The 21,719-nt window shown below is 77.2% G+C and carries 23 protein-coding genes; 19 read left to right on the top strand and 4 right to left on the bottom strand.

The features are described from left to right. The first annotated feature begins 55 nt into the window (after positions 1–55). The 6 genes from ACRYR7_RS08365 (at position 56) to ACRYR7_RS08340 (ending at position 5,568) form a co-directional block, all read left to right on the top strand. Positions 56–370, top strand: a complete 315-nt coding sequence (locus ACRYR7_RS08365; RefSeq protein WP_432571618.1) for a DUF3039 domain-containing protein — start codon at positions 56–58, stop codon at positions 368–370. Next, positions 370–1,839 carry an MFS transporter gene (locus ACRYR7_RS08360; RefSeq protein ID WP_432571617.1) on the top strand — a complete coding sequence of 490 codons (1,470 nt, stop codon included), beginning with the start codon at positions 370–372 and terminating at the stop codon, positions 1,837–1,839. The genes ACRYR7_RS08365 and ACRYR7_RS08360 overlap by 1 nt, the downstream gene beginning before the upstream one ends. After that, a complete protein-coding gene (locus tag ACRYR7_RS08355) occupies positions 1,836–3,668 on the top strand; it encodes a DEAD/DEAH box helicase (RefSeq protein WP_432571616.1) in 1,833 nt (610 codons plus the stop codon). Before ACRYR7_RS08360 ends, ACRYR7_RS08355 begins: the two co-directional genes overlap by 4 nt. Positions 3,669–3,754: 86 nt before the next feature. Continuing rightward, complete coding sequence (locus ACRYR7_RS08350; protein WP_432571615.1) at positions 3,755–4,213, top strand: SRPBCC family protein; 459 nt, start codon at positions 3,755–3,757, stop codon at positions 4,211–4,213. A gap of 97 nt (positions 4,214–4,310) precedes the next feature. Beyond that, positions 4,311–4,763, top strand: a complete 453-nt coding sequence (locus tag ACRYR7_RS08345; RefSeq protein WP_432571614.1) for a tellurite resistance TerB family protein — start codon at positions 4,311–4,313, stop codon at positions 4,761–4,763. A gap of 46 nt (positions 4,764–4,809) precedes the next feature. Then, positions 4,810–5,568: an RDD family protein gene (locus tag ACRYR7_RS08340; protein WP_432571613.1), complete on the top strand. Its 759-nt coding sequence runs from the start codon at positions 4,810–4,812 to the stop codon at positions 5,566–5,568. Positions 5,569–5,650: 82 nt separating this feature from the next. Here ACRYR7_RS08340 and ACRYR7_RS08335 read toward each other — a convergent pair whose 3' ends face one another. The 3 genes from ACRYR7_RS08335 to ACRYR7_RS08325 form a co-directional block, all read right to left on the bottom strand. Further along, the gene (locus ACRYR7_RS08335; RefSeq protein ID WP_432571612.1) at positions 5,651–6,319 is read right to left on the bottom strand and encodes an NADPH-dependent F420 reductase; all 669 of its coding nucleotides are present in this window, start codon (positions 6,317–6,319) and stop codon (positions 5,651–5,653) included. A 134-nt stretch (positions 6,320–6,453) separates the two neighbouring features. Beyond that, on the bottom strand, positions 6,454–7,053 hold the full coding sequence (locus ACRYR7_RS08330; protein WP_432571611.1) for a nicotinamidase: 600 nt from the start codon (positions 7,051–7,053) through the stop codon (positions 6,454–6,456). Next, complete coding sequence (locus ACRYR7_RS08325; protein WP_432571642.1) at positions 7,050–8,315, bottom strand: nicotinate phosphoribosyltransferase; 1,266 nt, start codon at positions 8,313–8,315, stop codon at positions 7,050–7,052. The genes ACRYR7_RS08330 and ACRYR7_RS08325 overlap by 4 nt, the downstream gene beginning before the upstream one ends. 213 nt (positions 8,316–8,528) lie before the next feature. Between ACRYR7_RS08325 and clpS the strand changes: the two genes are divergently transcribed. The 12 genes from clpS to ACRYR7_RS08265 all read left to right on the top strand — a co-directional run bounded on the left by clpS (position 8,529) and on the right by ACRYR7_RS08265 (position 19,301). After that, a complete protein-coding gene (gene clpS / locus ACRYR7_RS08320; protein WP_323132352.1) occupies positions 8,529–8,831 on the top strand; it encodes an ATP-dependent Clp protease adapter ClpS in 303 nt (100 codons plus the stop codon). A 26-nt stretch (positions 8,832–8,857) separates the two neighbouring features. After that, the gene (locus ACRYR7_RS08315; protein ID WP_432571610.1) at positions 8,858–9,442 is read left to right on the top strand and encodes a DUF2017 domain-containing protein; all 585 of its coding nucleotides are present in this window, start codon (positions 8,858–8,860) and stop codon (positions 9,440–9,442) included. 26 nt (positions 9,443–9,468) lie between these two features. Continuing rightward, entirely contained in the window at positions 9,469–10,350 is an 882-nt protein-coding gene (murI, locus tag ACRYR7_RS08310; protein WP_432571609.1) for a glutamate racemase, read from the top strand. Continuing rightward, positions 10,347–11,120 carry a ribonuclease PH gene (rph, locus tag ACRYR7_RS08305; RefSeq protein ID WP_432571608.1) on the top strand — a complete coding sequence of 258 codons (774 nt, stop codon included), beginning with the start codon at positions 10,347–10,349 and terminating at the stop codon, positions 11,118–11,120. The genes murI and rph overlap by 4 nt, the downstream gene beginning before the upstream one ends. Continuing rightward, positions 11,117–11,770 (top strand): RdgB/HAM1 family non-canonical purine NTP pyrophosphatase, encoded by a 654-nt coding sequence (rdgB, locus tag ACRYR7_RS08300; protein ID WP_432571607.1) that lies wholly within the window; start codon positions 11,117–11,119, stop codon positions 11,768–11,770. The genes rph and rdgB overlap by 4 nt, the downstream gene beginning before the upstream one ends. Further along, positions 11,767–13,353 carry a molybdopterin-dependent oxidoreductase gene (locus tag ACRYR7_RS08295; protein WP_432571606.1) on the top strand — a complete coding sequence of 529 codons (1,587 nt, stop codon included), beginning with the start codon at positions 11,767–11,769 and terminating at the stop codon, positions 13,351–13,353. Before rdgB ends, ACRYR7_RS08295 begins: the two co-directional genes overlap by 4 nt. 224 nt (positions 13,354–13,577) lie before the next feature. Then, positions 13,578–14,015, top strand: coding sequence for a hypothetical protein (locus ACRYR7_RS08290; protein ID WP_432571605.1), 438 nt, complete (start codon positions 13,578–13,580; stop codon positions 14,013–14,015). A 475-nt stretch (positions 14,016–14,490) separates the two neighbouring features. Next, positions 14,491–15,162, top strand: a complete 672-nt coding sequence (locus ACRYR7_RS08285) for a fasciclin domain-containing protein (protein ID WP_432571604.1) — start codon at positions 14,491–14,493, stop codon at positions 15,160–15,162. Between the two features lie 94 nt (positions 15,163–15,256). Next, positions 15,257–15,838 (top strand): ECF RNA polymerase sigma factor SigK, encoded by a 582-nt coding sequence (gene sigK, locus ACRYR7_RS08280; RefSeq protein ID WP_432571603.1) that lies wholly within the window; start codon positions 15,257–15,259, stop codon positions 15,836–15,838. After that, positions 15,835–16,653, top strand: coding sequence for an anti-sigma factor (locus tag ACRYR7_RS08275; RefSeq protein ID WP_432571602.1), 819 nt, complete (start codon positions 15,835–15,837; stop codon positions 16,651–16,653). The genes sigK and ACRYR7_RS08275 overlap by 4 nt, the downstream gene beginning before the upstream one ends. Positions 16,654–16,777: 124 nt before the next feature. Next, complete coding sequence (locus ACRYR7_RS08270) at positions 16,778–17,062, top strand: DUF1490 family protein (protein WP_432571601.1); 285 nt, start codon at positions 16,778–16,780, stop codon at positions 17,060–17,062. 43 nt (positions 17,063–17,105) lie between these two features. Continuing rightward, the gene (locus ACRYR7_RS08265) at positions 17,106–19,301 is read left to right on the top strand and encodes a heavy metal translocating P-type ATPase (RefSeq protein WP_432571641.1); all 2,196 of its coding nucleotides are present in this window, start codon (positions 17,106–17,108) and stop codon (positions 19,299–19,301) included. Here ACRYR7_RS08265 and ACRYR7_RS08260 read toward each other — a convergent pair. Then, entirely contained in the window at positions 19,231–20,472 is a 1,242-nt protein-coding gene (locus ACRYR7_RS08260) for a YibE/F family protein (RefSeq protein WP_432571600.1), read from the bottom strand. The genes ACRYR7_RS08265 and ACRYR7_RS08260 overlap by 71 nt on opposite strands. Before the next feature lie 203 nt (positions 20,473–20,675). On the opposite strand from ACRYR7_RS08260, the gene ACRYR7_RS08255 reads away from it, so the two are divergent. Then, positions 20,676–21,608: an ATP-grasp domain-containing protein gene (locus ACRYR7_RS08255; RefSeq protein ID WP_432571640.1), complete on the top strand. Its 933-nt coding sequence runs from the start codon at positions 20,676–20,678 to the stop codon at positions 21,606–21,608. Positions 21,609–21,719 lie beyond the last annotated feature (111 nt).

The raw sequence follows: 21,719 nt of genomic DNA, 5'->3' as shown, positions 1-21,719 counted from the left end.
GGCCCGCGGGCGCGGGAGGCCGGGGTGGCGGCCCCGGCCGACGTACCATCGGCGCATGAGCTCGCCGATCGACGACCCGTTCAGCCCCGCTCCCCAGGTCGCGCCGTCGACGACGCCCTCGCGCACGGCCGTCATCGAGCGCGAGGAGCAGGCCGAGGAGAAGGTCGAGCCCGGCGACCACGAGCGCTTCGCGCACTACGTGAAGAAGGAGAAGATCATGGAGTCCGCCCTCTCGGGCGACCCCGTGATCGCCCTGTGCGGCAAGGTGTGGGTGCCCGGCCGCGACCCCAAGCGCTTCCCGGTGTGCCCCACCTGCAAGGAGATCTACGAGAGCCTGTCCGGCGGCGGCGGGGACGACTCCGGCCGCTGATGACCCGCCCCGCCGAGGGGGGCGGGGCGCCCGCCGCGGCGGCCGGGCCGCTCTCGCGCGCCCACCGCGCCACGACGCTGCCCGTCCTCGCGTTCATCTGCCTCGTGGCCTTCGAGTCGATCGCCGTGGCCACCGCGATGCCGGTGGCCGCGGCCGACCTGGGGGCGGTGCGCTCCTACGGCCTGGCCTTCTCCTCGTTCCTGACCGCCAGCCTGCTGGGCACCGTCCTGGCCGGCGGCTGGGCCGACGCGCGCGGCCCGCGCGGCCCGATGGCCGCCGGGGCGCTGCTGTTCGTGGCCGGGCAGAGCGTGTGCGCCCTGGCCCCCGCCTTCGGCGTGCTGCTGGCCGGGCGGCTGCTGGCCGGCGCGGGCGGCGGCCTGGTCGTGGTCTCCGTCTACGTCGTCGTCGGCTCGGCCTACCCCGACGAGGTGCGCCCGCGGGTGTTCGGCTGGATGTCGGCCTGCTGGGTGCTGCCCGGCGTGGCCGGGCCGGCGCTGGCCGGCTGGATGGCCGACGCCGTCAGCTGGCGGCTCGTCTTCGCCGTCGTGGTGCCCCTGGCCGTCCTGGTGGCGGCGGTGATCCTGCCGCGCGTGGCCGCGGCGGCCGCCGCGCACGCCCCCGCCGCGGGCGCCGAGCCGGCCGGGAGCGGGCCGGGGGCGCGGCAGCGGGCGGTGCGCGGCCTGGTCGTCGCCGCCGGCGCCGGCGCCCTGCAGGCCGGCGCGGAGGGCCTGGGCGCGGGCGGTGCCGGGCCGGTGCTGCTCACCGCCGCGGGGGCGGCGGCGGTCCTGGCCGCGCTGCCGGGTCTGCTGCCGGCCGGGGCGCTGCGCCTGGCGCGCGGGCTGCCCAGCGTCGTCGTCGTGCGCGGGCTGTTCACCGCCGCGTTCTTCGGCACCGAGACGTTCGTGCCGCTGATGCTGCAGTCCGAGCGCGGCTTCAGCGCCTCGCAGGCCGGGCTGGTCCTCACCGGCGGCACCCTGGGCTGGTTCGCCGGCACCACCTCGCAGGCGCGCGCCCTGGACCGCCTGCCGCGCGCGGCGCTGCTCGTCGCCGGCGGCGCGGCGCTGACCTGCGCGATCGCGCTGCTGTCGGTGCTGACGCTGAGCGGCGCCTCGGGCTGGTGGGTGCTGGCCGCCTGGCTGCCCGCCGGGTTCGGCATGGGCCTGGGCGTGGCCACCACCAGCGTCCTGACGCTGCGCCTGGCCTCGCCGGCCGAGCGCGGCCTGGCCTCCTCGGCGCTGCAGCTGTCCGACAACCTCGGCTGCGTGCTCGGCATCGCCGCCGCCGGGGGCGTCTTCGCCGCCCTGCACACCGGCGCCGGCCGCGACCAGGGCGTCTTCGGCGGCCTGTACGCCGGGCTGGCCCTCGTCGCGGTGGCCGCCGCGCTCGCCGGCGCCCGCACCCGCGCGCCGCGCCCGGCCGCGCCCCGCCCGGCTCAGGTGCCGGGCTCGTCTACGGTGGGAGGACCGTGAGCACGACAGCGCAGAACACCTCGCCGGACCTGTTCTCCACCGCACCCGCGCCCGCCGGTGCCCCCGCCGGTGCGCCCGCGCCGCGCGGGCGCGCGCTGCGCGCGTGGCAGCGGGAGGCCGTCGAGCTGTACTTCGACCCCGAGCGCGAGGACCCCGAGGACTTCCTGGTCACCGCGACGCCCGGCGCCGGCAAGACGACCTTCGCCCTGGCGCTGGCGCGCCGGCTGCTGGACGCGCGCAAGGTCGACCGCGTCGTCGTCGTGGCCCCCACCGACCACCTGCGCACCCAGTGGGCCGAGGCCGCCCACCGCGCCGGCATCGAGCTGGACCCGACGATGTCCAACGCGGTGGGCCCGGTGCGCCCCGACGTGCGCGGCTACGTCACCACGTACGCGCAGGTCGCCGGGCACCCGATGCTGCACCGCGCCCGCGCCACGGCCAAGCGCTCGCTGGTGGTGCTCGACGAGATCCACCACGCCGGCGACGGCCTCAGCTGGGGCGAGGCGGTGCAGGAGGCGTTCTCCGACGCGCGCCGCCGGCTGTCCCTGACGGGCACGCCGTTCCGCACCAAGGCCGACGAGCGCATCCCGTTCGTCAAGTACGTCGAGGACGACTCCGCCGAGTCCGAGGGCGGCCTGCGCAGCCTGGCCGACTACACCTACGGCTACCGGCAGGCCCTGGCCGACGGCGTCGTGCGCCCCGTGGTGTTCGCCGCCTACACCGGCACCTCGCGGTGGCGGAACTCCGCGGGGGAGGTGGTGGCCGCCTCCCTCAGCGACACCACCACCACCAGGTCGGTGGAGGCGCTGGCCTGGCGCACCGCGCTGGACCCGCGCGGGGACTGGGTGCCGCACGTCATCGCCGCCATGGACGACCGGCTGAACCACCTGCGCGAGCACGGCATGCACGACGCCGGCGGCCTGGTGCTGGCCTCGGACCAGGACGACGCGCGCGCCTACGCGAAGATCGTGCAGCGGGTCACGGGGGAGAAGCCGGTGCTGATCCTGTCCGACGACCCCAAGGCGTCGCAGAAGATCGCCGACTTCGCCGCCGGCGACCAGCGCTTCGCGGTGTGCGTGCGCATGGTCTCCGAGGGCGTGGACGTGCCGCGCGCGGCGTGCCTGGCGTGGATGACCTCCTACCGCACCCCGCTGTTCTTCGCCCAGGCCGTCGGGCGCGTGGTGCGCGCCCGCTCCCGCGCGGAGTCGGCCACGGTGTTCCTGCCCGCGGTGCGCCCGCTGCTGGCGCTGGCCGCGGAGATGGAGACCGACCGCAACCACGTCGTCCCGCCCCCGCCCAGCGTGAGCTCGGAGCAGGTCGACGAGGGCGGCCTGGACCTGCTGCCGCCGCCGGAGCGCGAGCCGGGGGAGTCCAAGGAGTACGAGGCGCTGGAGGCGCAGGCGGAGTTCGCGCACGTGCTGCACGGCGGCAGGGCGCTGCTGGGCACCGGCCCGGCCCCGCTGGAGGTCACCGCCGAGGACGAGGACTTCCTCGGCCTGCCGGGGCTGCTGTCCCCGGAGCAGACCGCCGCCCTGCTCGCCCAGCGCGACGCGGAGATCCGCCGGCGCACCGCCGCCCCGCGCGCGGCCGAGGAGGGCGCCGAGCAGGCGCCCGCCCCGCGGGAGGAGCCGGAGGAGGCCGTCTGGCACACCGCGGCGCTGCTGCGCAAGGAGATCCACGGCCTCGTGGGGCGGGTGGCGGCCGGGCGGCAGGTGCCGCACGCGACGGTGTACGCCAGGGTGCGCGCCGCCGTGCCCGGGCCGCCGTCGGCGTCCGCGGGCGTGGACGTGCTGCGCCGCCGGCGCGACCACCTGCTCTCGCTGGTCTGAGGACGCCCGGTGCGCCGGGCACGCCCGGCGCACCGGGTTCCCCGGCCCGCGCGTGCTCACCGCCGGTGCTCGGGTAGGTTCGGACGGTGCCCGAGATCGTCCAGCGGACCATGGTCCGCGGAGTCGTCGACGAGGTGTTCGACGTGTCCCTGGACCTCGACGTCGAGCGCGTCGCCGGCCGGCGGTTCGGGGTGCGCGCCCTGGAGGGCTTCGGCCGCACGGCGGGGCGCATCCAGCTCGGCGAGAGCGTGCGCTGGCGGCTGCGGCTGTTCGGGGTGCTGCCCGTGACGCACACCTCGAACATCGTGGAGCTGGAGCGCCCGCGCCGGTTCGTCGACCGCATGGAGGACGGGCTGTTCGCGCGCTTCGAGCACGAGCACGTCTTCGAGCCCGAGGGCCCCCAGATGACGATCATGACCGACCGGATGGCGTGGCGCAGCCCCGCCGGCCCGCTGGGCCGGGTGGCCGACGTGCTGTTCGTGCACCGCACGCTGCGCCGGCTGCTGGCCGACCGGAACTCCGAGATCGTCCGCCGCTTCAGCTGACCCGCCCGGGTGCCGCCGGCCGCGCCGGCGGAACCCGCCCGCGCCCGCGCCCGTTCGCACGGCAGTGGCCGGGAGCGTCCCGGCGAGGGAGGACGACGTGGGTTTTCTGGACAAGCTCAAGGGCAGGGGCCTTCCCGTCGACCAGCTGAAGTCGCGGGTCGCCCAGTTCAAGAGCAAGGACTTCGCCGAGGCGAGCATGGCCGCGTGCGCGCTGATCGCCGCGGCCGACGGGCGCGTCGACCCGGCGGAGCGGCAGAAGACCGCGGCGTTCATCGGCTCGCACGACGTGCTCGCCGCCTTCGACGCCGCCCAGCTGCGCGAGTCCTTCGACCGCTACTGCGGCAAGCTCACCACCGACCACGACTTCGGCCGGATCGAGGCGCTGCAGGCCGTGGGCAAGCTGCGCGCCAAGCCGGACCAGGCCCGCGCCGTCGTGCAGGTCGGCGTGCTCGTCGGCGGCGCCGACGGCGACTTCGACGCCGACGAGCGCCGCGCGGTGCGCGACCTGTGCACCGCCCTGGGCCTGGACCCGGTGGAGTTCGGCGTCTGATGCCCGGCACCCGCGCGGCCCGGCGGGCCTGGCAGGCTCGGCTGCCGTGAGCACTCCCGCCGGCTGGTACCCCGACCCGTCCCACCAGGCGCAGCTGCGCTGGTGGGACGGTCAGCGGTGGACCGAGCACACGCACACCCCGCAGGCGCCGCAGGGCCTGGACCTGCGCAAGGACGAGGCGCGCGCCGGGCAGCACCCGTACGCGCAGCCGGGCCCGCAGGACCCGTACGGACCTCAGGGCCCGTACGGCTCCCCGGGCACGCACGACCCCTACGGCCAGCGGCCCGCGCGGGCGCTGGCCACCCCCGACGGCCAGCGGCTGGGCGGCCTGGGCGCGCGCCTGCTGGCCCGCCTGGTGGACGGGCTCCTCGTCTCCGCCGTCGCCACCGCCGCGGGCTGGTCGCTGGTGCAGCGCATGGTGGCCGCCACGGACGAGACGCTGCGCGCGGCGGCCGCCGGCGACCCGACGGCCTCGCTGCGGCTGCTGGAGGACCCCGGCTTCACCGCCGCCTCCTCCAGCTTCACCTTCGTGCTGCTGGCCGTCAGCGCCGCCTACACGGTGCTGGCGCTGCGCTTCTACGGGGCCACCCCCGGCAAGGCCCTGCTGGGCCTGCGGGTGCGGCACTGGGAGCGGCCGGGCAACCCCTCCTGGGGGCAGGCGGTCCTGCGCTGGCTGACCAGCGACCTCGTCGGCCAGCTCGTGCCGTTCTACACGGTGCTGGACTACCTGTGGCCGACGTGGGACCGGCGCAAGCAGGCCCTGCACGACAAGCTCGGCGGCACGGTCGTGGTGCGCCGGCGCTGAGCGCGGTCCTGGGCGCGCTGCGGCGCCGAGCGCGGCGGGCGCCGGTCCCCGAGGGGGCCGGCGCCCGCCGCCGTCCGGGTCCTCAGCCCCGGAAGCCCTCGGGGCGCTCGCGCGGCGCGGCCTCCAGCGCGCGGGTGATCCCGTCGGCGTCCAGCTCGGCGCCGTACACGGGGGTGCCGGGCTGCTGGCGCCAGGAGTCGGCCAGCGCGCCGGCGTCCACGCCGTCGAAGCCGATCGCGTCGAGCAGGCCGATGACCACCGCCTTGGCGGAGGTGTCGTCGGCGGCCACCGGCAGGCCGCGGCGCTGCGGGTCCCCGGAGGGGCGCCCGGCGCTGAGCAGGTGCTCGGCCTGGATGCCGTTGAACGCCTTCACCCAGCGCAGCCGGCCGGCGGGGTCGAGGTGCTGCGCCACCCACACCGTCTCCGGGGTGCCGTCCTCGATCGCGTCGATGCGCCCGTCGCGCTCGCGCGGGTAGTAGTTGCCGGTGTCGACGACCACGGTGCCGTCGGCGGCGGCGTCGAGCACCCCGGCCAGGCCGGGCACGCTCCTCTGCGGGACCGTGACGACCACCAGGTCCGCGCCGGGCGCGGCCTCGGCCGCGACCACGGCGGTGGCGCCGGTCTCGGCGGCCAGGTCCGCCAGCGTCTCGGGACCGCGGGAGTTGGCCACCCGCACCTCGTGGCCGGCGCGCGTGAACGCCCGGGTGAGGTTGCCGCCGATGTTCCCCGCTCCGATGATGCCGATGCGCACGTGCTGCCCCCGTCGTCGGTGGTCGATCCCGTCGGGCGGGACAACCGCCCGGCGCCCGGGCCTGTTCCGGGCCCGCCGGGCCCCGGGCGACGACGGGGTCGCCGGGCCTCGGGCGACGACGGGGTCCCCGCGCCTCAGGCGACGACGGGGTCCCCGACGAGCGAGACGCCCGCCGCGCGCAGCTGCTCCAGCGCCGCGTCCACCGTGGCCCGCGAGATGCCCGCGGTCAGCCCCAGCAGCACCGTGGTGCGCAGGCCCGCGCGCACCGCGTCCAGCGCGGTGGCGCGCACGCAGTGGTCGGTGGCGATGCCCACCACGTGGACCTCGTCCACGCCGCGCTCGCGCAGCCAGTCCGCCAGGCCCGTGACCAGCTCCCCGCCCTCCGCGGTGAGCGTGGTGGTCGTGCCCTCGAAGCCGGAGTAGGCCGCGGCGTACTGGCCCTTGCGGAAGACCGCCTCCACCCGGGAGGTGTCCAGCGCGTCGTGCAGCAGCGCGCCCCGGCTGCCCGCCCGGCAGTGCGGCGGCCAGGAGTCCACGAAGTCCGGGGTGTCGGAGAAGTGCGCGCCGGGGTCGACGTGGAAGTCCTGCGTGGCCACGACGTGGTCGTACTCGATGCCCCCGCGCGCCAGCAGCTGGCTGGTGGCGGCCGCGACCTCGTCGCCGCCGGCCACCCCCAGCGCGCCGCCGGGGCAGAAGTCGTTCTGCACGTCCACGACGACGAGCGCGCGGGTCACCGGGCCCCCTCCGCGCCCTCGGGCGCCGCCCGCGGCGGCAGGACGGTGGTGGGGATCGCCGGGTCGCCCTTGGACAGCGCCAGGCCGTCCCAGGGCAGCGTCACCAGCACCCGGCGCAGGTGCTCGCGCGACTCCTCCAGCGAGGGCGGGTCGGCCACCGGCTCGCCGTCCACGACGAACGGCACCTGCAGCGGGCGGTCGTTCGGCTCGCGCGGCGGGGTGACCCCCACGCCCAGGACCTCGTCGGTGGCGGTGCCGGTGGGCCGGTGCCGGCGCACCGCGACCTTGCGCCCGCCCTGGGTGACCTTGGAGGTGGAGCGCTTGGCCACCGGCCGGCCCTCGACCTCCACGAGCTTGTAGACCAGCCCGGCGGTGGGGGCGCCCGAGCCGGTCACCAGGGAGGTGCCCACGCCGTAGCCGTCCACCGGCGCGGCGGCCAGCGCCGCCAGCGCGTACTCGTCCAGGTCGCCGGAGACGACGATGCGGGTGCCCGTGGCGCCCAGGGAGTCCAGCTGCTCGCGCGCCTGCACGGCCAGCACCCCCAGGTCGCCGGAGTCGATGCGCACCGCGCCCAGCCCCGGACCGGCCACCGCCACGGCCGTCTCGATGCCGCGGGTGATGTCGTACGTGTCCACCAGCAGCGTCGTGCCCGTGCCCAGGGCGGCGACCTGCGCGCGGAAGGCCTCCTCCTCGGTGTCGTGCAGCAGCGTGAAGGCGTGCGCGCTGGTGCCCGTGGTGGGGATGCCGTAGCGGGCGCCGGCGGCCAGGTTGGAGGTGGCGGAGAAGCCCGCCAGGTACGCCGCGCGCGCGGCGGCGACCGCGGCCTCCTCGTGGGTGCGCCGCGAGCCCATCTCGATCAGCGGGCGCTCGTGCGCGGCGGTGCTCATCCGGGCCGCGGCCGCGGCGATCGCGCAGTCGTGGTTGAGGATGGAGAGCACCACCGTCTCCAGCACCACCGCCTCGGCGAACGTGCCGGTGACCGTGAGCATCGGCGAGCCGGGGAACCACAGCTCGCCCTCGGCGTAGCCCTCGATCGAGCCGCCGAAGCGGTACGCCGCCAGCCAGTCCAGGGTGCGCTCGTCGAGCACCCCGCGCAGCGGCTGCAGCGCGCCGGGCCCGAAGGTGAAGCCGCGCACCGCCTCCAGCACCCGCGGCACGCCCGCGACCACGCCGTAGCGGCGCCCGTCGGGCAGGCGCCGGCCGAACACCTCGAAGGTGCAGGGGCGGTCGGCGGTGCCGTCGGCCAGCGCGGCCTGCAGCATCGTCAGCTCGTAGTGGTCGGTCAGCAGCGCCGTGGAGGGCGCGCCGGTCGCCGTGCTCACGCTCACGCGGTGAACCTAGCGCGCACCGGGGACGCCGGGCGCGCCGGCGAGGCCCGGCCGCACCCGCGCCGCACCCGCACCGCACCCGCACCGGGAGGGTCGAGGGCCCGGCGGCGGGCGGGCCGGGCGCGCGCGGGCTCCTAGACTGGGGCCGTGCCCTCGACCGTCCTGACCGCTCCCGTGGAGCTCGAGCGCCCCGAGGCGGACCTGTCCGCCGCCCCGGACACCCCCTGGGTCACCCTCGTCTGGAACGACCCGGTGAACCTGATGTCCTACGTGTCCTACGTCTTCCGCACCCACTTCGGCTACTCCGAGGCCAAGGCGCAGGCCCTCATGCTCGACGTGCACACCAAGGGCCGCGCCGCCGTGAGCACCGGCAGCCGCGAGCAGATGGAGCGCGACGTGGAAGCCATGCACGGCTACGGCCTGTGGGCCACCCTGCAGAAGGACGACTGAGCCCCCTGAGGATCCGACGACCCGCGATGGCCACCTTCCGCCGCAACCGCCACGGCCTGTTCTCGCTGACCCTGCAGCCCGTCGAGGCCGACGTGCTGGCCTCCGTCACCCGCGAGGTGCTCGAGCTGCTCGACGTGCCCGAGCGGCGCGTCGACCCGCTGGCCGAGCAGCTCGGCCTGGGCGACCTCGCCGGCCTGGAGGAGGCCGCCGCCGGCGGGCTGGGCGGGGACGGGCCCACCGCCGCCCCCGACGACGAGGTGCTGCGCCGGCTGCTGCCCGACGCCTACCCCGAGGACCCCGACGCCGCCGCGGAGTTCCGCCGCTTCACCGAGCGCGGCCTGCGCGAGCGCAAGGCCGCCGCCGCCCGCGCCGTGCTCGCCTCGCTGGCCCCCGTGGAGGGGCAGGGCGGGCGCGTGCAGCTCGACGCCGACGGCGCCCGCACCTGGCTGTCCGCCCTCAACGACGTGCGCCTGGCCCTGGGCACCCGCCTGGGCGTGCGCGACGACTCCGAGCCCGAGCTGCTCGACGAGGACGACCCGCACCGCTACGCGTGGGCCGTGTACGACTTCACGACGCACCTGCAGGAGACGCTGGTGCGCTCCCTGGGCTGAGGGCGCCCGCCGCGTAACCTGCTCCGGTGAGCGCGAGCGTGGACCGGGACGACCCCATCGGCATCTTCGACTCCGGGGTGGGCGGGCTGACCGTCGCGCGCGCCGTGCTCGACCAGCTGCCCCACGAGGCGATCCACTACATCGGCGACACCGCCCACAGCCCCTACGGCCCCAAGCCCATCGCCGAGGTGCGCCGCCACGCCCTCGACGTCCTCGACGACATGGTCGAGTCCGGCGTGAAGATGCTCGTCATCGCCTGCAACTCCGCCTCCGCCGCGATGCTGCGCGACGCCCGCGAGCGCTACGACGTGCCCGTGGTGGAGGTCATCCTCCCCGCGATGCGCCGCGCGGTGCGCGCCACCCGCAACGGCCGCGTCGGCGTCATCGGCACCCGCGCCACGATCTCCTCGCGCGCCTACGAGGACGCCTTCGCCGCCGCCCTGGACGTGGAGCTGACCACGCGGGCGTGCCCGCGGTTCGTGGAGTTCGTCGAGCGCGGCGTCACCAGCGGCCCGGAGCTGCTCGGCGTGGCCCGCGAGTACCTCGAGCCCGTGGTCGCCGCCGGCGTCGACACCCTCGTGCTCGGCTGCACCCACTACCCGCTGCTGACCGGCGTGCTGCGCACCGTCGTCGGCGACGGGGTCACCCTGGTCTCCAGCGCCGAGGAGACCGCCCTGGACGTGTACCGCGAGCTGTCCGCGCGCGACCTGCTGCGCCCCGACGACCGCCCCGCCCCCCGCCACCGCTTCACCGCCACCGGCGACCCCACCCCCTTCCGGGTGCTCGCGCAGCGCTTCCTGGGCCCGCAGGTCGTCTCCGTGGAGGAGACCGGCCCGCTGCACCTGGGCGCCCTGCGCGGCGCCGGGCGCGACGCCGCCCTCGCCGCCGGTGAGAGGGTGGCCCGGTGAGCACCCCCACCCCCACCACCGGGGGCGCGCGCGCCGACGGCCGCGCCCCCGACGAGCTGCGCGACGTGCGCATCACCCGCGGCTGGCTCGACCACGCCGAGGGCAGCGTCCTCGTCGAGTTCGGCCGCACCCGCGTGCTGTGCGCGGCGTCCTTCACCGAGGGCGTGCCGCGCTGGCGCAAGGGCTCCGGGCAGGGCTGGGTCACCGCCGAGTACGCCATGCTGCCGCGCGCGACGAACACCCGCGGCGACCGCGAGTCCGTCAAGGGGAGGATCGGCGGGCGCACCCACGAGATCTCCCGCCTGATCGGCCGCAGCCTGCGCGCCGTCGTGGACACCAGGGCCCTGGGCGAGAACACCGTCGTGCTCGACTGCGACGTGCTGCAGGCCGACGGCGGCACCCGCACCGCCGCGATCACCGGCGCCTACGTCGCCCTCGCCGACGCGGTCGCCTGGGGCAAGGCCAACGGCCTGGTCCGCCAGAGCAGGCAGCCGCTCACCGGCTCCGTCAGCGCCGTCAGCGTCGGCGTCGTCGGCGGCCGCCCCGTGCTGGACCTGCCCTACGTCGAGGACGTCGGGGCCGAGACCGACATGAACGTCGTCGTCACCGGCGACGGGCGCTTCGTGGAGGTCCAGGGCACCGCCGAGGGCGTCCCCTTCGACCGCGCCGAGCTCGACGCCCTGCTCGACCTCGCCGTCGGCGGCTGCGCCCGCCTGGCCGCCCTGCAGGCCGAGGCGCTGGCCGCCCCGCTGCCCGGCGCCCGCGCGTGAGCGCCGCGCGCCGGGTGGTCCTGGCCACCCGCAACGCCCACAAGGTCGGCGAGCTGCGCGCCGTGCTCGCCCCGCTGCTGCCCGGCGTGGAGGTCCTCGGCGTCGACGCCTTCGACGACGTGCCCGAGGTCGCCGAGACCGGCGTCACCTTCGAGGAGAACGCCCTGCTCAAGGCCCGCGCCGTGGCCGCCGCCACCGGCGTGGTCGCCGTCGCCGACGACTCCGGCATCGCCGTGGACGTCCTGGGCGGCTCCCCGGGCGTCTTCTCCGCCCTGTGGGCCGGCCGGCACGGCGACGACGCCGCCAACCTGCACCTGCTGCTCGCCCAGGTCGTCGACGTGCCCGAGCGGCACCGCGGCGCCGCCTTCGTGTGCGCCGCCGCCCTGGCCACCCCCGGCGGCGAGGAGCACGTCGTGCGCGGCACCCTGCGCGGGCGCCTGACCACCGCCCCCGCCGGCGCCGGCGGCTTCGGCTACGACCCGGTCTTCGCGCCCGAGGGCACCGGGCGCACCCTCGCCGAGCACAGCGCCGAGGAGAAGAACGCGATCAGCCACCGCGGCCGCGCCTTCACCGCCCTGGCCCCCGTCCTGGCCGCCGTCCTCGACGGCCGCCCCATCCGCGAGGCCACCGGCTCCGAACCCCGGGAGTGAGGACGAGCAGCGGACGCGCACCGGCACCGGCCCCGGAGGGGAGCGCGGGGCACCGGCCCCGCGCCGCGGCCGCCCTGGCCGCGCTCGCCGGCGTCCTCGCCGCCGGGGTGACCTTCGGCGTCGGTCAGCTCGTGGCGGGCCTGCCGATCGACGGGCTCTCACCCGCGACCGCGCCGCTGGTCGTCGTCGGGGACGCGGTCGTCGACCGCGTCCCCGCCCCGGTGAAGGAGTTCGCGATCTCCACCTTCGGCGCCGCGGACAAGGCGGTGCTGCTGGGCACCATGGCGGTGCTCGTCGCCCTGCTCGCCGCCGCCGCCGGGGTGCTCGCCCGCCGGCGCCTGGCCGCCGGCGTGGCCGTCGTCGCCGCCCTGGGCGTCCTGGGCGTCCTGGCCGCCGCCACCCGCCCCGACGCCACCGCCCTGTCCCCGCTGCCCTCCGCGCTCGGCGCCGCCGCCGGTGCGTACGCCCTGACCCTGCTGACCCGCCGGCTCGCCCCGGGCGGGCGCGCCGAGGGGCCCCGCCGCCGCGCCGTCCTGCTCGGCGGCGTCGCCGCCGCCGGCCTCGTCACCGGCGGGACCGGCCGCGCCCTCACCGGCGCCCGCAGCGCCGAGGAGTCCCGCGCCCGCATCGCCCTGCCCGCCCCGGCCGACCCCGCCCCGCCGCTGCCCACCGGCCTCGACCCGGTCGAGCAGGTCCGCGCCGGGCTCACCCCCTACGCCACCGGGACGAAGGACTTCTACCGCGTCGACACCGCCCTCGTCGTGCCCGACCTGCGCGCCGAGGACTGGACGCTGCGCCTGCACGGCATGGTCGACCAGGAGATCACCCTCACCTACGACGACCTCCTCGCCCTGCCGCTGCGCGAGCGCTGGATCACCCTGACCTGCGTCAGCAACGAGGTCGGCGGCAGCTACGTCGGCAACGCCAGGTGGCTCGGGCACCCGCTGGCCGACCTGCTGCGCCGCGCCGGCGTGCGCGACGGCGCCGACATGCTCTTCGCCACCAGCAGCGACGGCTTCACCCTCTCCGCCCCCCTCGCCGAGGCCACCGACGGGCGCGACGCCATGCTCGTCGTGGGCATGGACGGCGAACCCCTCCCGCGCGAGCACGGCTTCCCCGTGCGCATGGTCATCCCCGGCCTGTACGGGTTCGTCTCCGCCTGCAAGTGGGTCACCGACATCGAGGTCACCCGCTTCGCCGACAGGACGGCCTACTGGACCGAGCGCGGCTGGGCCGAGAAGGCCCCGATCAAGACCGCCTCGCGCATCGACGTGCCCCGCTCCTTCGCCACCGTGCGCGCCGGCCGCGTCCCCGTCGCCGGCGTCGCCTGGGCCCAGCGGCGCGGCGTGCGCGCCGTCGAGGTGCGCGTCGACCGCGGCGAGTGGCAGCAGGCCAAGCTGCTGCCCTCCGCCTCCAGCGACACCTGGTGCCAGTGGGTCTTCGACTGGGACGCCGAACCCGGCGGGCACGTCCTGGAGGTGCGCGCCACCGACGGCACCGGCACCCCGCAGACCGACGAGGTCGTCGCGCCCGTCCCGAACGGCTCCAGCGGGTACGACTCGGTCACCGTGACGGTCGAGTAGTCCTCCGCCCGGCCGGGTCCTCGCCCGGCCGGGCCCTCGCCCGGCCGTCGGGGTGGTGCGGGTGCCGGGCTCTCCGCCCGCTGCTGCTCGCGCACCTCGCCTCCCCGCGCGGGGCGGGCTCCGGACGCCCGGCACCCGCACCACCCCGCCGACCTCCGCACCTCCTCTGCACCTGCTCGGCGCGGAACCCCGCTCGTGCCCGACCCCGGTCCTACGCTGGGACGGTGGAGCGCATCGAGTTCCGGACCGTGCGGCAGGCGTTCGGCGAGGGGACCGTGCTGCCGGCGGTCGTGCCGCACCTCAGCGGCGTCCCGCTGACGGACCTGCTGCGCAAGGTGGAACTGCCGTTCGCGCGCCGCCAGGGCAGCCCCGGCCTCGCCGGCAGCTACCGCGGCCTGCTGGAGGACGCGGTCCGCTGGCCCGCGAAGCACTACCTCGGCGAACCCGTGCTCAGCGCCTTCGAGGGCGACACCGTCCTGCTGGGCTGCGGGTGCGGCGAGTGGAGCTGCTGGCCGTTCTCCGCCCTCGTCACCGTCGACGAGGACACCGTCACCTGGTCCGGCTACCGCCACGGCTTCCGCGACTGGGACTACCGCGAACTGCGGGACTTCACCTTCGACCGCGCGCAGTACGAGGCCGCGGTGCGCGCCACGGCGCGCTGAGGGTTGCCGGTTTCCGGTCGGGTTCTCGCCCAGCCGGTGGCGTGCTGCGGGTGCCGGGCTCTCCGCCCGCTGCTGTGCGCGAACCCCACCGGACCGAGCCGGGCGGGCTCCGGGCGCCCGGCACCCGCAGCACCCCACCGGCCTCTTGACCCACCTCTCGTCCCCCGTTCCTGCGTGCGGCTGCGGAAGCTGTGCGCGAGTCCTGGGGCGGGTGGTGGTCGCCGGGCGTCCGGAGTCCGCGCTGTCCCAGCGGTTCGGTGGTGCACCCGGGTGCCGGCGCGGACGGAGAGCCCGGCGAGCACCACCCACCCCAGGGCCCCTCCCGGCCCCGCGAACCGACCACAGGAGAACTCAGCCCCGTGACCCGAACGGGTGACGTGGAACACCCACCCCATCCACGGGCTCCGGGGTTCCGAACCCCTGCTGAACGACCGACCGGGAACTCCGGCCGGAACCTGAGGAAGGGAACGACCCCGTGAAGCGCACCGGAACCCTGCTGGCCCTCGTGGCGACCACGACCCTGGGGCTGGCCGCCTGCGGCGGGAGCGACACCGCCTCCACCGCGGGCAGCGACACGTCCAGCTCGTCGAGCAGCTCCTCGTCGAGCGCGCCGATGGCGACGCCGTCGGAGTCGGCGGGCGCGTCGACGATGAGCATGCCCGTCGGCCCGGGCTGCGCGGACTACGCCGCGGCGAACGCGTCGGGTCCCGCGTCGGTGTCCGGCATGGCCGCCGACCCGGTGGCCACCGCCGCGTCGAACAACCCGCTGCTGAAGACGCTGACGCAGGCGGTGTCGGGTCAGCTGAACCCGCAGGTGAACCTCGTCAACGACCTCAACGGCGGCGAGTACACGGTGTTCGCGCCGGTCGACGACGCCTTCGCGAAGGTGCCCGCGGCCACGGTCGAGGGCCTGAAGACGGACAGCGCGACGCTGCAGAAGATCCTGACCTACCACGTGGTGCAGGGGCAGCTGACGCCCGAGGAGGTCGTGGGCACCCACACGACGCTGGAGGGCCAGGACCTGGAGGTGTCCGGGACGCCCGAGGCGCTGACGGTGAACGGTTCCACGAACGTGATCTGCGGCGGCGTGCAGACGGCCAACGCGACCGTGTACCTGGTCGACTCGGTGCTGATGCCCCCGGCGTGACGCCGGCGCGGGTCTTCCAGCGGATCTCCTGGAGGGCGGCGCGGTCGCGGCACCGGCTCGGACGACGGGGAGGGGAGGTGGGACAGTGGTGGTGATGACCACCTCCCGTCCCCGCGCCGCCGGCGCCGCGGAGCGGGGCGACGCGGACGCCGCGCTCGCCGCCGCGGCCCGCGGCGACCAGGCCGCGTTCGCCGCGTTCTACGACGCGACGGCGGCGGCCGTGCACGGCACGGTCCTGCGCGTGCTGCGCGACCCGGCGCAGTCGGAGGAGGTGGTGCAGGAGGTGTTCCTGGAGGCGTGGCGCACCGCCGCCCGCTTCGACCCCGGTCGCGGCAGCGCCCGCGGGTGGGTGGTCACGATGGCCCACCGGCGCGCGGTGGACCGGGTGCGGTCCAGCCGGGCGGGCACCGAGCGCGACGAGCGCTACGGGGTCCGGGAGGTTTCCCCCTACGACAGCGTCAGCGAGGAGGTCGAGGTGCTGCTGGAGCACGAGGAGGTGCAGCGCGCCCTCGAGGTCCTCACCCCGGTGCAGCGGCAGGCCGTGGACCTGGCGTACTTCGGCGGGCGCACCCACGTGCAGATCTCGCAGGAGCTGCACGTGCCGCTGGGCACGGTGAAGACGCGGCTGCGCGACGCGCTGGCGCGGCTGCGCGACGCGATGGGGGTGCGCGCGTGAGCGGCGATCGGGACGAGGAGCGCGGGGCGCGCCACCGGCACGACGACGAGGGTCCCCTGGCGGGGGCCTGGGCGCTGGACGCCCTCGACGACGACGAGCGCGCCGCCTACGAGGAGCGGCTGCGCCGCGACCCCGCGGAGCGGCTCGAGGCGGACGCGCTGCGGGAGACGGCGTCCCGGCTGGGGGCCGCCTCGGCGGTGCCGCCGCCGGAGCGGTTGCGCGCCTCGGTGCTGGCGGCGGTGGCCGCGACCGCGCAGGAGCCGCCCGCGGGGGCGGCGCCGGTGGCTGACCTGGCCGTGCGGCGGCGCCGGCGGCGGGGGCCCTCGCGGCTGAGCGCGCTGGTGGCCGCGGCGGGGGTCGTGGTGGCGGCGGCCGGCGCCGGGGTGGCGCTGGACGCGCGCGGCGACGCCGAGCGCGCCCGCGAGGTGGCCGCCGCGCAGGTCCAGCGCGAGCGCGCCGAGGCGGACACCCTGCAGCGGGTCGCGGCGCTGCTGTCCTCGCCGGGCGCGAGCACCGCGACCGTGCCGGTGACCGGGGGCGGCACCGCCACCCTGGTGCGCGCCGGCGGGGAGGCGGCCGTGGTGACCGCGGGCCTGCCCGCGGCCGGTCCGGGCCGCGCCTACCAGCTGTGGCTGGTGCGCGGCGACGACGTCGCCCCCGCGGGGCTGCTGCCGGCGGCCGGCGGCGGGGACCGCGCGGTGGCGCTGCTGCCGGAGCTGGGCGGGGCCACCGGGTTCGGCATCTCGGTGGAGCCCGCGGGCGGCTCGCGGCAGCCCACGACGACGCCGGTGGTGCTCACGACGCTGCCGGCCTGAGGGGGCCCGCGGGGCACCGCACGCCGCGCCCGCTGTCGGGGCGCGGTGTTACGGTTCGGCCCTGCCGGGAACGGTTCTCGACGACCCTGTCGAGGTGCCCGGTCAGGTTCGAACAGGAGGACCCGTGATCTCTCTCGCAGCGCCCCTCGGGCGGCTGGTGCTCACCGCCGCCGCCTCGGCCGGGCTGGTCAAGGCCGTCAGCGACGGGCGCGGCACCGCGGCGCTGCGCCGGATCGCGGTGAGCGGCGCCAAGGCCGGCATCCGCACCTCCCGCGCCGCCGAGTCCGGCGTGGAGCGCGCCCGCCTGGGGCTGGGCGACATCGTCGCGCAGGCCCACGACGAGCTCGGCGAGAGCGCGCCGGTGCCCACCGCGGGGGGCGACACCCACGCGCACGACCACCAGCACTGAGGGCGCCGTGAGCACCGCGGCCCCGGCCGGCGCGGGCGTCGTGATGGCGCCGCTGACGATCGTCTCCGACGCCGGCGGGCGCCTGCGCCTGCAGGCGGACTGGCTGCGCCGCAGCCCGGGCCGCGCCGTGGCCGCCGAGGAGGCCCTGGACACGCAGCCGGGCGTCCTGCTCGTGCGCGCCTACCCCGTCACCGGCAGCGTCGTCGTGCACTACGAGCGCGGGGTCGCCGACGTGGACCGGCTGGTCGCGGTCGTCGCCGCCGTGGCGGCCGTGCCCGCCGACGCCGAGGCGTCCCGCACGCCGCGCTCGGCGGACGTGGGCAACGGCGAGGTCGCCCGCATCGCCGTGGGCGGCGCGGCGCTGGCGCTGCTGGGCCTGCGCCGCTACGCCTTCGGGCGCCCGCCGCTGCTGGGGCCGACCTCGCGGCTGGTGGCCACCGCGGTGACCGTCTTCTCCGGCTACCCGTTCCTCAAGGGCGCGGTGGGCTCCCTCGTCGGCCGGCGCAGCGCGGGCACCGACGCCCTCGTCTCCGCCGCGACCGTGGCCAGCCTGCTGCTGCGCGAGAACGTCGTGGCGCTGACGGTGCTGTGGCTGCTGAACATCGGCGAGTACCTGCAGGACCTCACCCTGCGCCGCACCCGCCGCGCGATCGCGGACCTGCTCACCGGCAGCGAGACCACCGCCTGGGTGCGCCGCACCGTCCTGGACGCCGACGGCGCCGAGCACGTCGTGGAGCAGCAGGTGGACCTGGCCGAGGTCCGGGTGGGCGACGTCGTGGTCGTCTTCGAGCAGTCCACCGTCGCGGTGGACGGCGAGGTCGTCGAGGGCGAGGCCGTGGTGGACCAGGCGGCGCTGACGGGGGAGAACCTGCCCGTGCAGCGCACCGCGGGGGACGTGGTGCTGGCCGGCAGCGTGGTGCTGCGCGGGCGCCTGGTGGTGCGCGCCACCGCCACCGGCCCGGACACCGCGGTGGGCCGCATCGTCTCGCGCGTGGAGCACGCCCAGGCCGACCGCGCGCCCGTGCAGACCGTCGGCGACGCCTTCAGCCGCCGGTTCGTGCCCGCCTCCTTCGGCCTGGCCCTGGCGACCCTGGTGCTCACCCGCGACGTGCGCCGGGCGATGACGATGCTGCTCATCGCCTGCCCCTGCGCGGTGGGGCTGGCCACGCCCACCGCCATCAGCGCGGCCATCGGCAACGGCGCCCGGCGCGGCATCCTCGTCAAGGGCGGCTCGCACCTGGAGGCCGCCGGGCGCGTGGACGCCTTCGTCTTCGACAAGACCGGCACCCTGACCGTCGGGCGCCCCGTGGTGACGAACGTGCTCTCCTTCCGCGAGGACTTCACCCCCGAGCAGGTGCTCTCGGAGGCGGCGAACTCCGAGGTGCACTCCCGGCACCCGCTGGCGCAGGCCGTCATCCGCTCCACCGAGGAGCGGCACCTGGTCATCCCCACCCACGAGGAGTGCGAGGCGCTGCTCGGGCTGGGCATGCGCGTGCTCTCCGACGGGCGGGTGCTGCTGCTGGGCAGCCCCGGCCTGATGGACGCCGAGGGCGTGCAGGTCGACGAGCACGCCCGCACGTGGGTGCGCCGGCTGCAGGGGGCCGCGGAGACGCCGCTGCTGCTGGCGGTGGACGGGGTGCTCACCGGCCTGGTCAGCCTGCGCGACGAGGTGCGCCCGGAGTCGCGCGAGGTGCTGGCCGAGCTGCGCCGCACCGGGGTCGAGCGCATCGTCATGCTCACCGGCGACAACCCCGGCACCGCCGCGGCGGTGGCCGCCGAGCTGGGCGTGGACGAGTGGCGCGCCGAGGTGATGCCCGAGGACAAGCAGGACGTCGTCAAGGAGCTCAAGGACGCCGGGTACACCGTGGCCGTCGTCGGCGACGGCACCAACGACGCCCCGGCGCTGGCGATGGCGGACCTGGGCATCGCGATGGGCCTGTCGGGCACCGACGTGGCGGTGGAGACCGCCGACGTGGCGCTCGTGGGCGACGACCTGCGCCGGCTGCTGCACCTGCGCGACCTGGGCGACCGCACCCTGGGGCTGATCAAGCAGAACTACGGCGCCTCCATCGCCGTCAACGGCGTCGGGCTGGCGCTGGGGGCGGCCGGGGCGCTCTCGCCGGTGCTGGCGGCGATCGCGCACAACGCCTCCTCGGTGTTCGTGGCGGTCAACTCCGCGCGGCTGGTGCGCTACCGGATCCCGGCCGGTCAGCGGCGCCCCCGGACGCCGCGCGGCTGACCAGGGCGGCGGCCAGCGCGGTCGTCGCCGGGACCGTCAGCGCCAGCGCGGCCCCGCCGACCGCGGTGCGCACGACCTCCTCGGCGATGGCCGAGGAGGTCACCCACTGCCCCAGCGGCTGCGCGTACAGGCGCACCAGCAGCAGCGCCGGCAGCGCCGCCCCGGCGTAGGCGAAGGCCACCGTGTAGACGGTGGAGGCCAGGTGGTCGCGCCCCACGCGCATCCCGGCCGCCAGCAGCGCGCCGAACCCGGCGCGCGGGTCCGCGGCCCGCAGCTCCCACACCGCGGCCGCCTGCGTGATCGTCACGTCGTTGAGCAGGCCCAGCGCCGCGACGAGGGTGCCGGCCAGGACGACGCCGCGCAGGTCCACCGCGCCGGTCAGGACGGTGACCGTGTAGGAGCTCTCGTCGTCCAGGCCCTGCAGGCCCGCGGCGTCCACGGCGAGCACCGCGAGCGCGGCGGTGAGCAGCAGCCCGGCGACGGTGCCCAGGAAGGCCACGGTGGTGCGCACCGACACCCCGTGCGTCAGGTAGATCACCACGCCCATGACGGCGGTGGCGGAGCTGAGCCCGACGAGCACCGCGTCCTCCTGCGCCAGCAGCGCCGGCAGCACGTGGAAGGCGATCGCGGCGCCGCCCAGGGCGAGCCCGGCCAGGGCGGCCAGGCCGCGGCGGCCGCCGACGGCGACGGTGAGCAGCACGAACACCGCCGCCGCCACGGCCAGCGCCGCGCGCCGGTCCACGTCCTCCCACACGTGCGTGGCCGGGGCGCCGGCCTCGCCGGGGTAGCGGGTGAGCACCACGCGGTCCCCGGCGCCCAGGCCGCCGTGGAAGACGGCGGCGGGCACGGTCACCACGACCGTGCCGCCGCCGTCGAGCGCCACGGCGGCCTGCGGGCACTCCACGCTCTCCGGCACGCTGCCGTCGGGCAGGCGGTCCTCGGCCAGCCCGCCCCGGCAGGTGCGCGCCTGCGTGGCCGTGACCTCCCCGCGCACCGTCTGCGCCCCGGTGTGGGCGGTGGCCGCCGAGGGCACCCGCTCGGGCCAGGTGGCGGCGACGCCGGCGGCGGCGGCCAGCAGCAGGGCGACGACGAGCGCGGTCAGGGCGCGGCGGACCCGCGGGGCTACCGCGGCGGGCGGGACGTCGCGGCCGGTGTGCGAGTGGTGCTCCACCGGGCCAGTCCACCAGGCGCCGCACCCGCCCGCCGCGCCCGGCGCGGCACCCGGTGCGGCACCCGGTGCGGCACCCGCCCCCGTGCCCGGTGCGCTCGGCGCAGCGGGGCGGTGTCGCCGGCGCCCGGCGCGGCGGGCAGGATCGGCGCGTGAGCGATCCCGGTCAGCCCGCCGTCCACGTCCTGCACGAGAACCCCGAGTGGATGCCGCCCTTCGTGGAGGCCTTCGCCGCCGAGGGCGTCCCGCTGGTGGAGCACGTGCTCACCGGCGGGGAGCTGGACCTCGCCGAGCGCCCCGCGCCGGGCGTGTGGTGGTCGCGCATGTCGGCCTCCTCGCACACCCGCGGGCACGCCGCCTCCACGGCGCACACCCGCGCGGTGCTCTCCTGGCTGGAGGCGGCCGGCGCCCGCACCGTCAACGGCCGCGCGGTGCTGGAGGTCGAGCTCAGCAAGGTCGCCCAGCTCACGGCGCTGGCCGCCGCCGGGATCGAGGTGCCGCGCACCACCGCCGTGGTGGGCGGCGACCTGGACGCGGCGGCGCGGCGCTTCGCGCAGCGGGTCGGCGGGCCGTTCGTCACCAAGCACTCCCAGGGCGGCAAGGGCCTGGGGGTGGCGCGGTTCTCCGGCTACGAGGAGTTCGCCGACACCCTGGCCTCCGGCGCCCTGGAGGAGCCCGTGGACGGGGTGTGGCTGCTGCAGGAGTTCGTCACCTCCGCCGACGACAGCGTCACCCGCGCCGAGTTCGTGGGCGGGGAGTTCCTCTACGCGCTGCGCGCCGACACCGCCAGGGGCGGCTTCCAGCTCTGCCCCGCGGACGCCTGCGCGATCGACCCCGACACCGGCAGGCCCGTGCTGCCCCCGGGGGCCACCGTCGCGCAGGAGCCGGGCGAGACGATCTTCTCGCTGCGCGAGGGTTTCGACCACCCCGTCCTGCAGCGGTACGCGGACTTCGTGCGCCGCAACGGCATCGAGATCGCCGGCGTCGAGTTCATCACCACCGCCGAGGGCCGCGTGCTCACCTACGACGTGAACACCAACACCAACTACAACGCCGCGGTCGACGCCGCCGCACCGCGCTCGGGACCGCGCGAGATCGCCCGCTACACCGGCCGGCTGCTGCGCGGCGCGGCCGGCTGAGCGGCCCGCGCACCGCGGGAGTCCGGGCGGGGGGGGGGGGGGGGGGGGGGGGGGGGGGGGGGGGGGGGGGGGGGGGGGGGGGGGGGGGGGGGGGGGGGGGGGGGGGGGGGG

Origin of the sequence: Kineococcus gurbantunggutensis (assembly GCF_050871925.1) — a bacterium.
Lineage (GTDB): Bacteria > Actinomycetota > Actinomycetes > Actinomycetales > Kineococcaceae > Kineococcus.
This window is presented reverse-complemented; position numbering and strand designations above follow the sequence as displayed.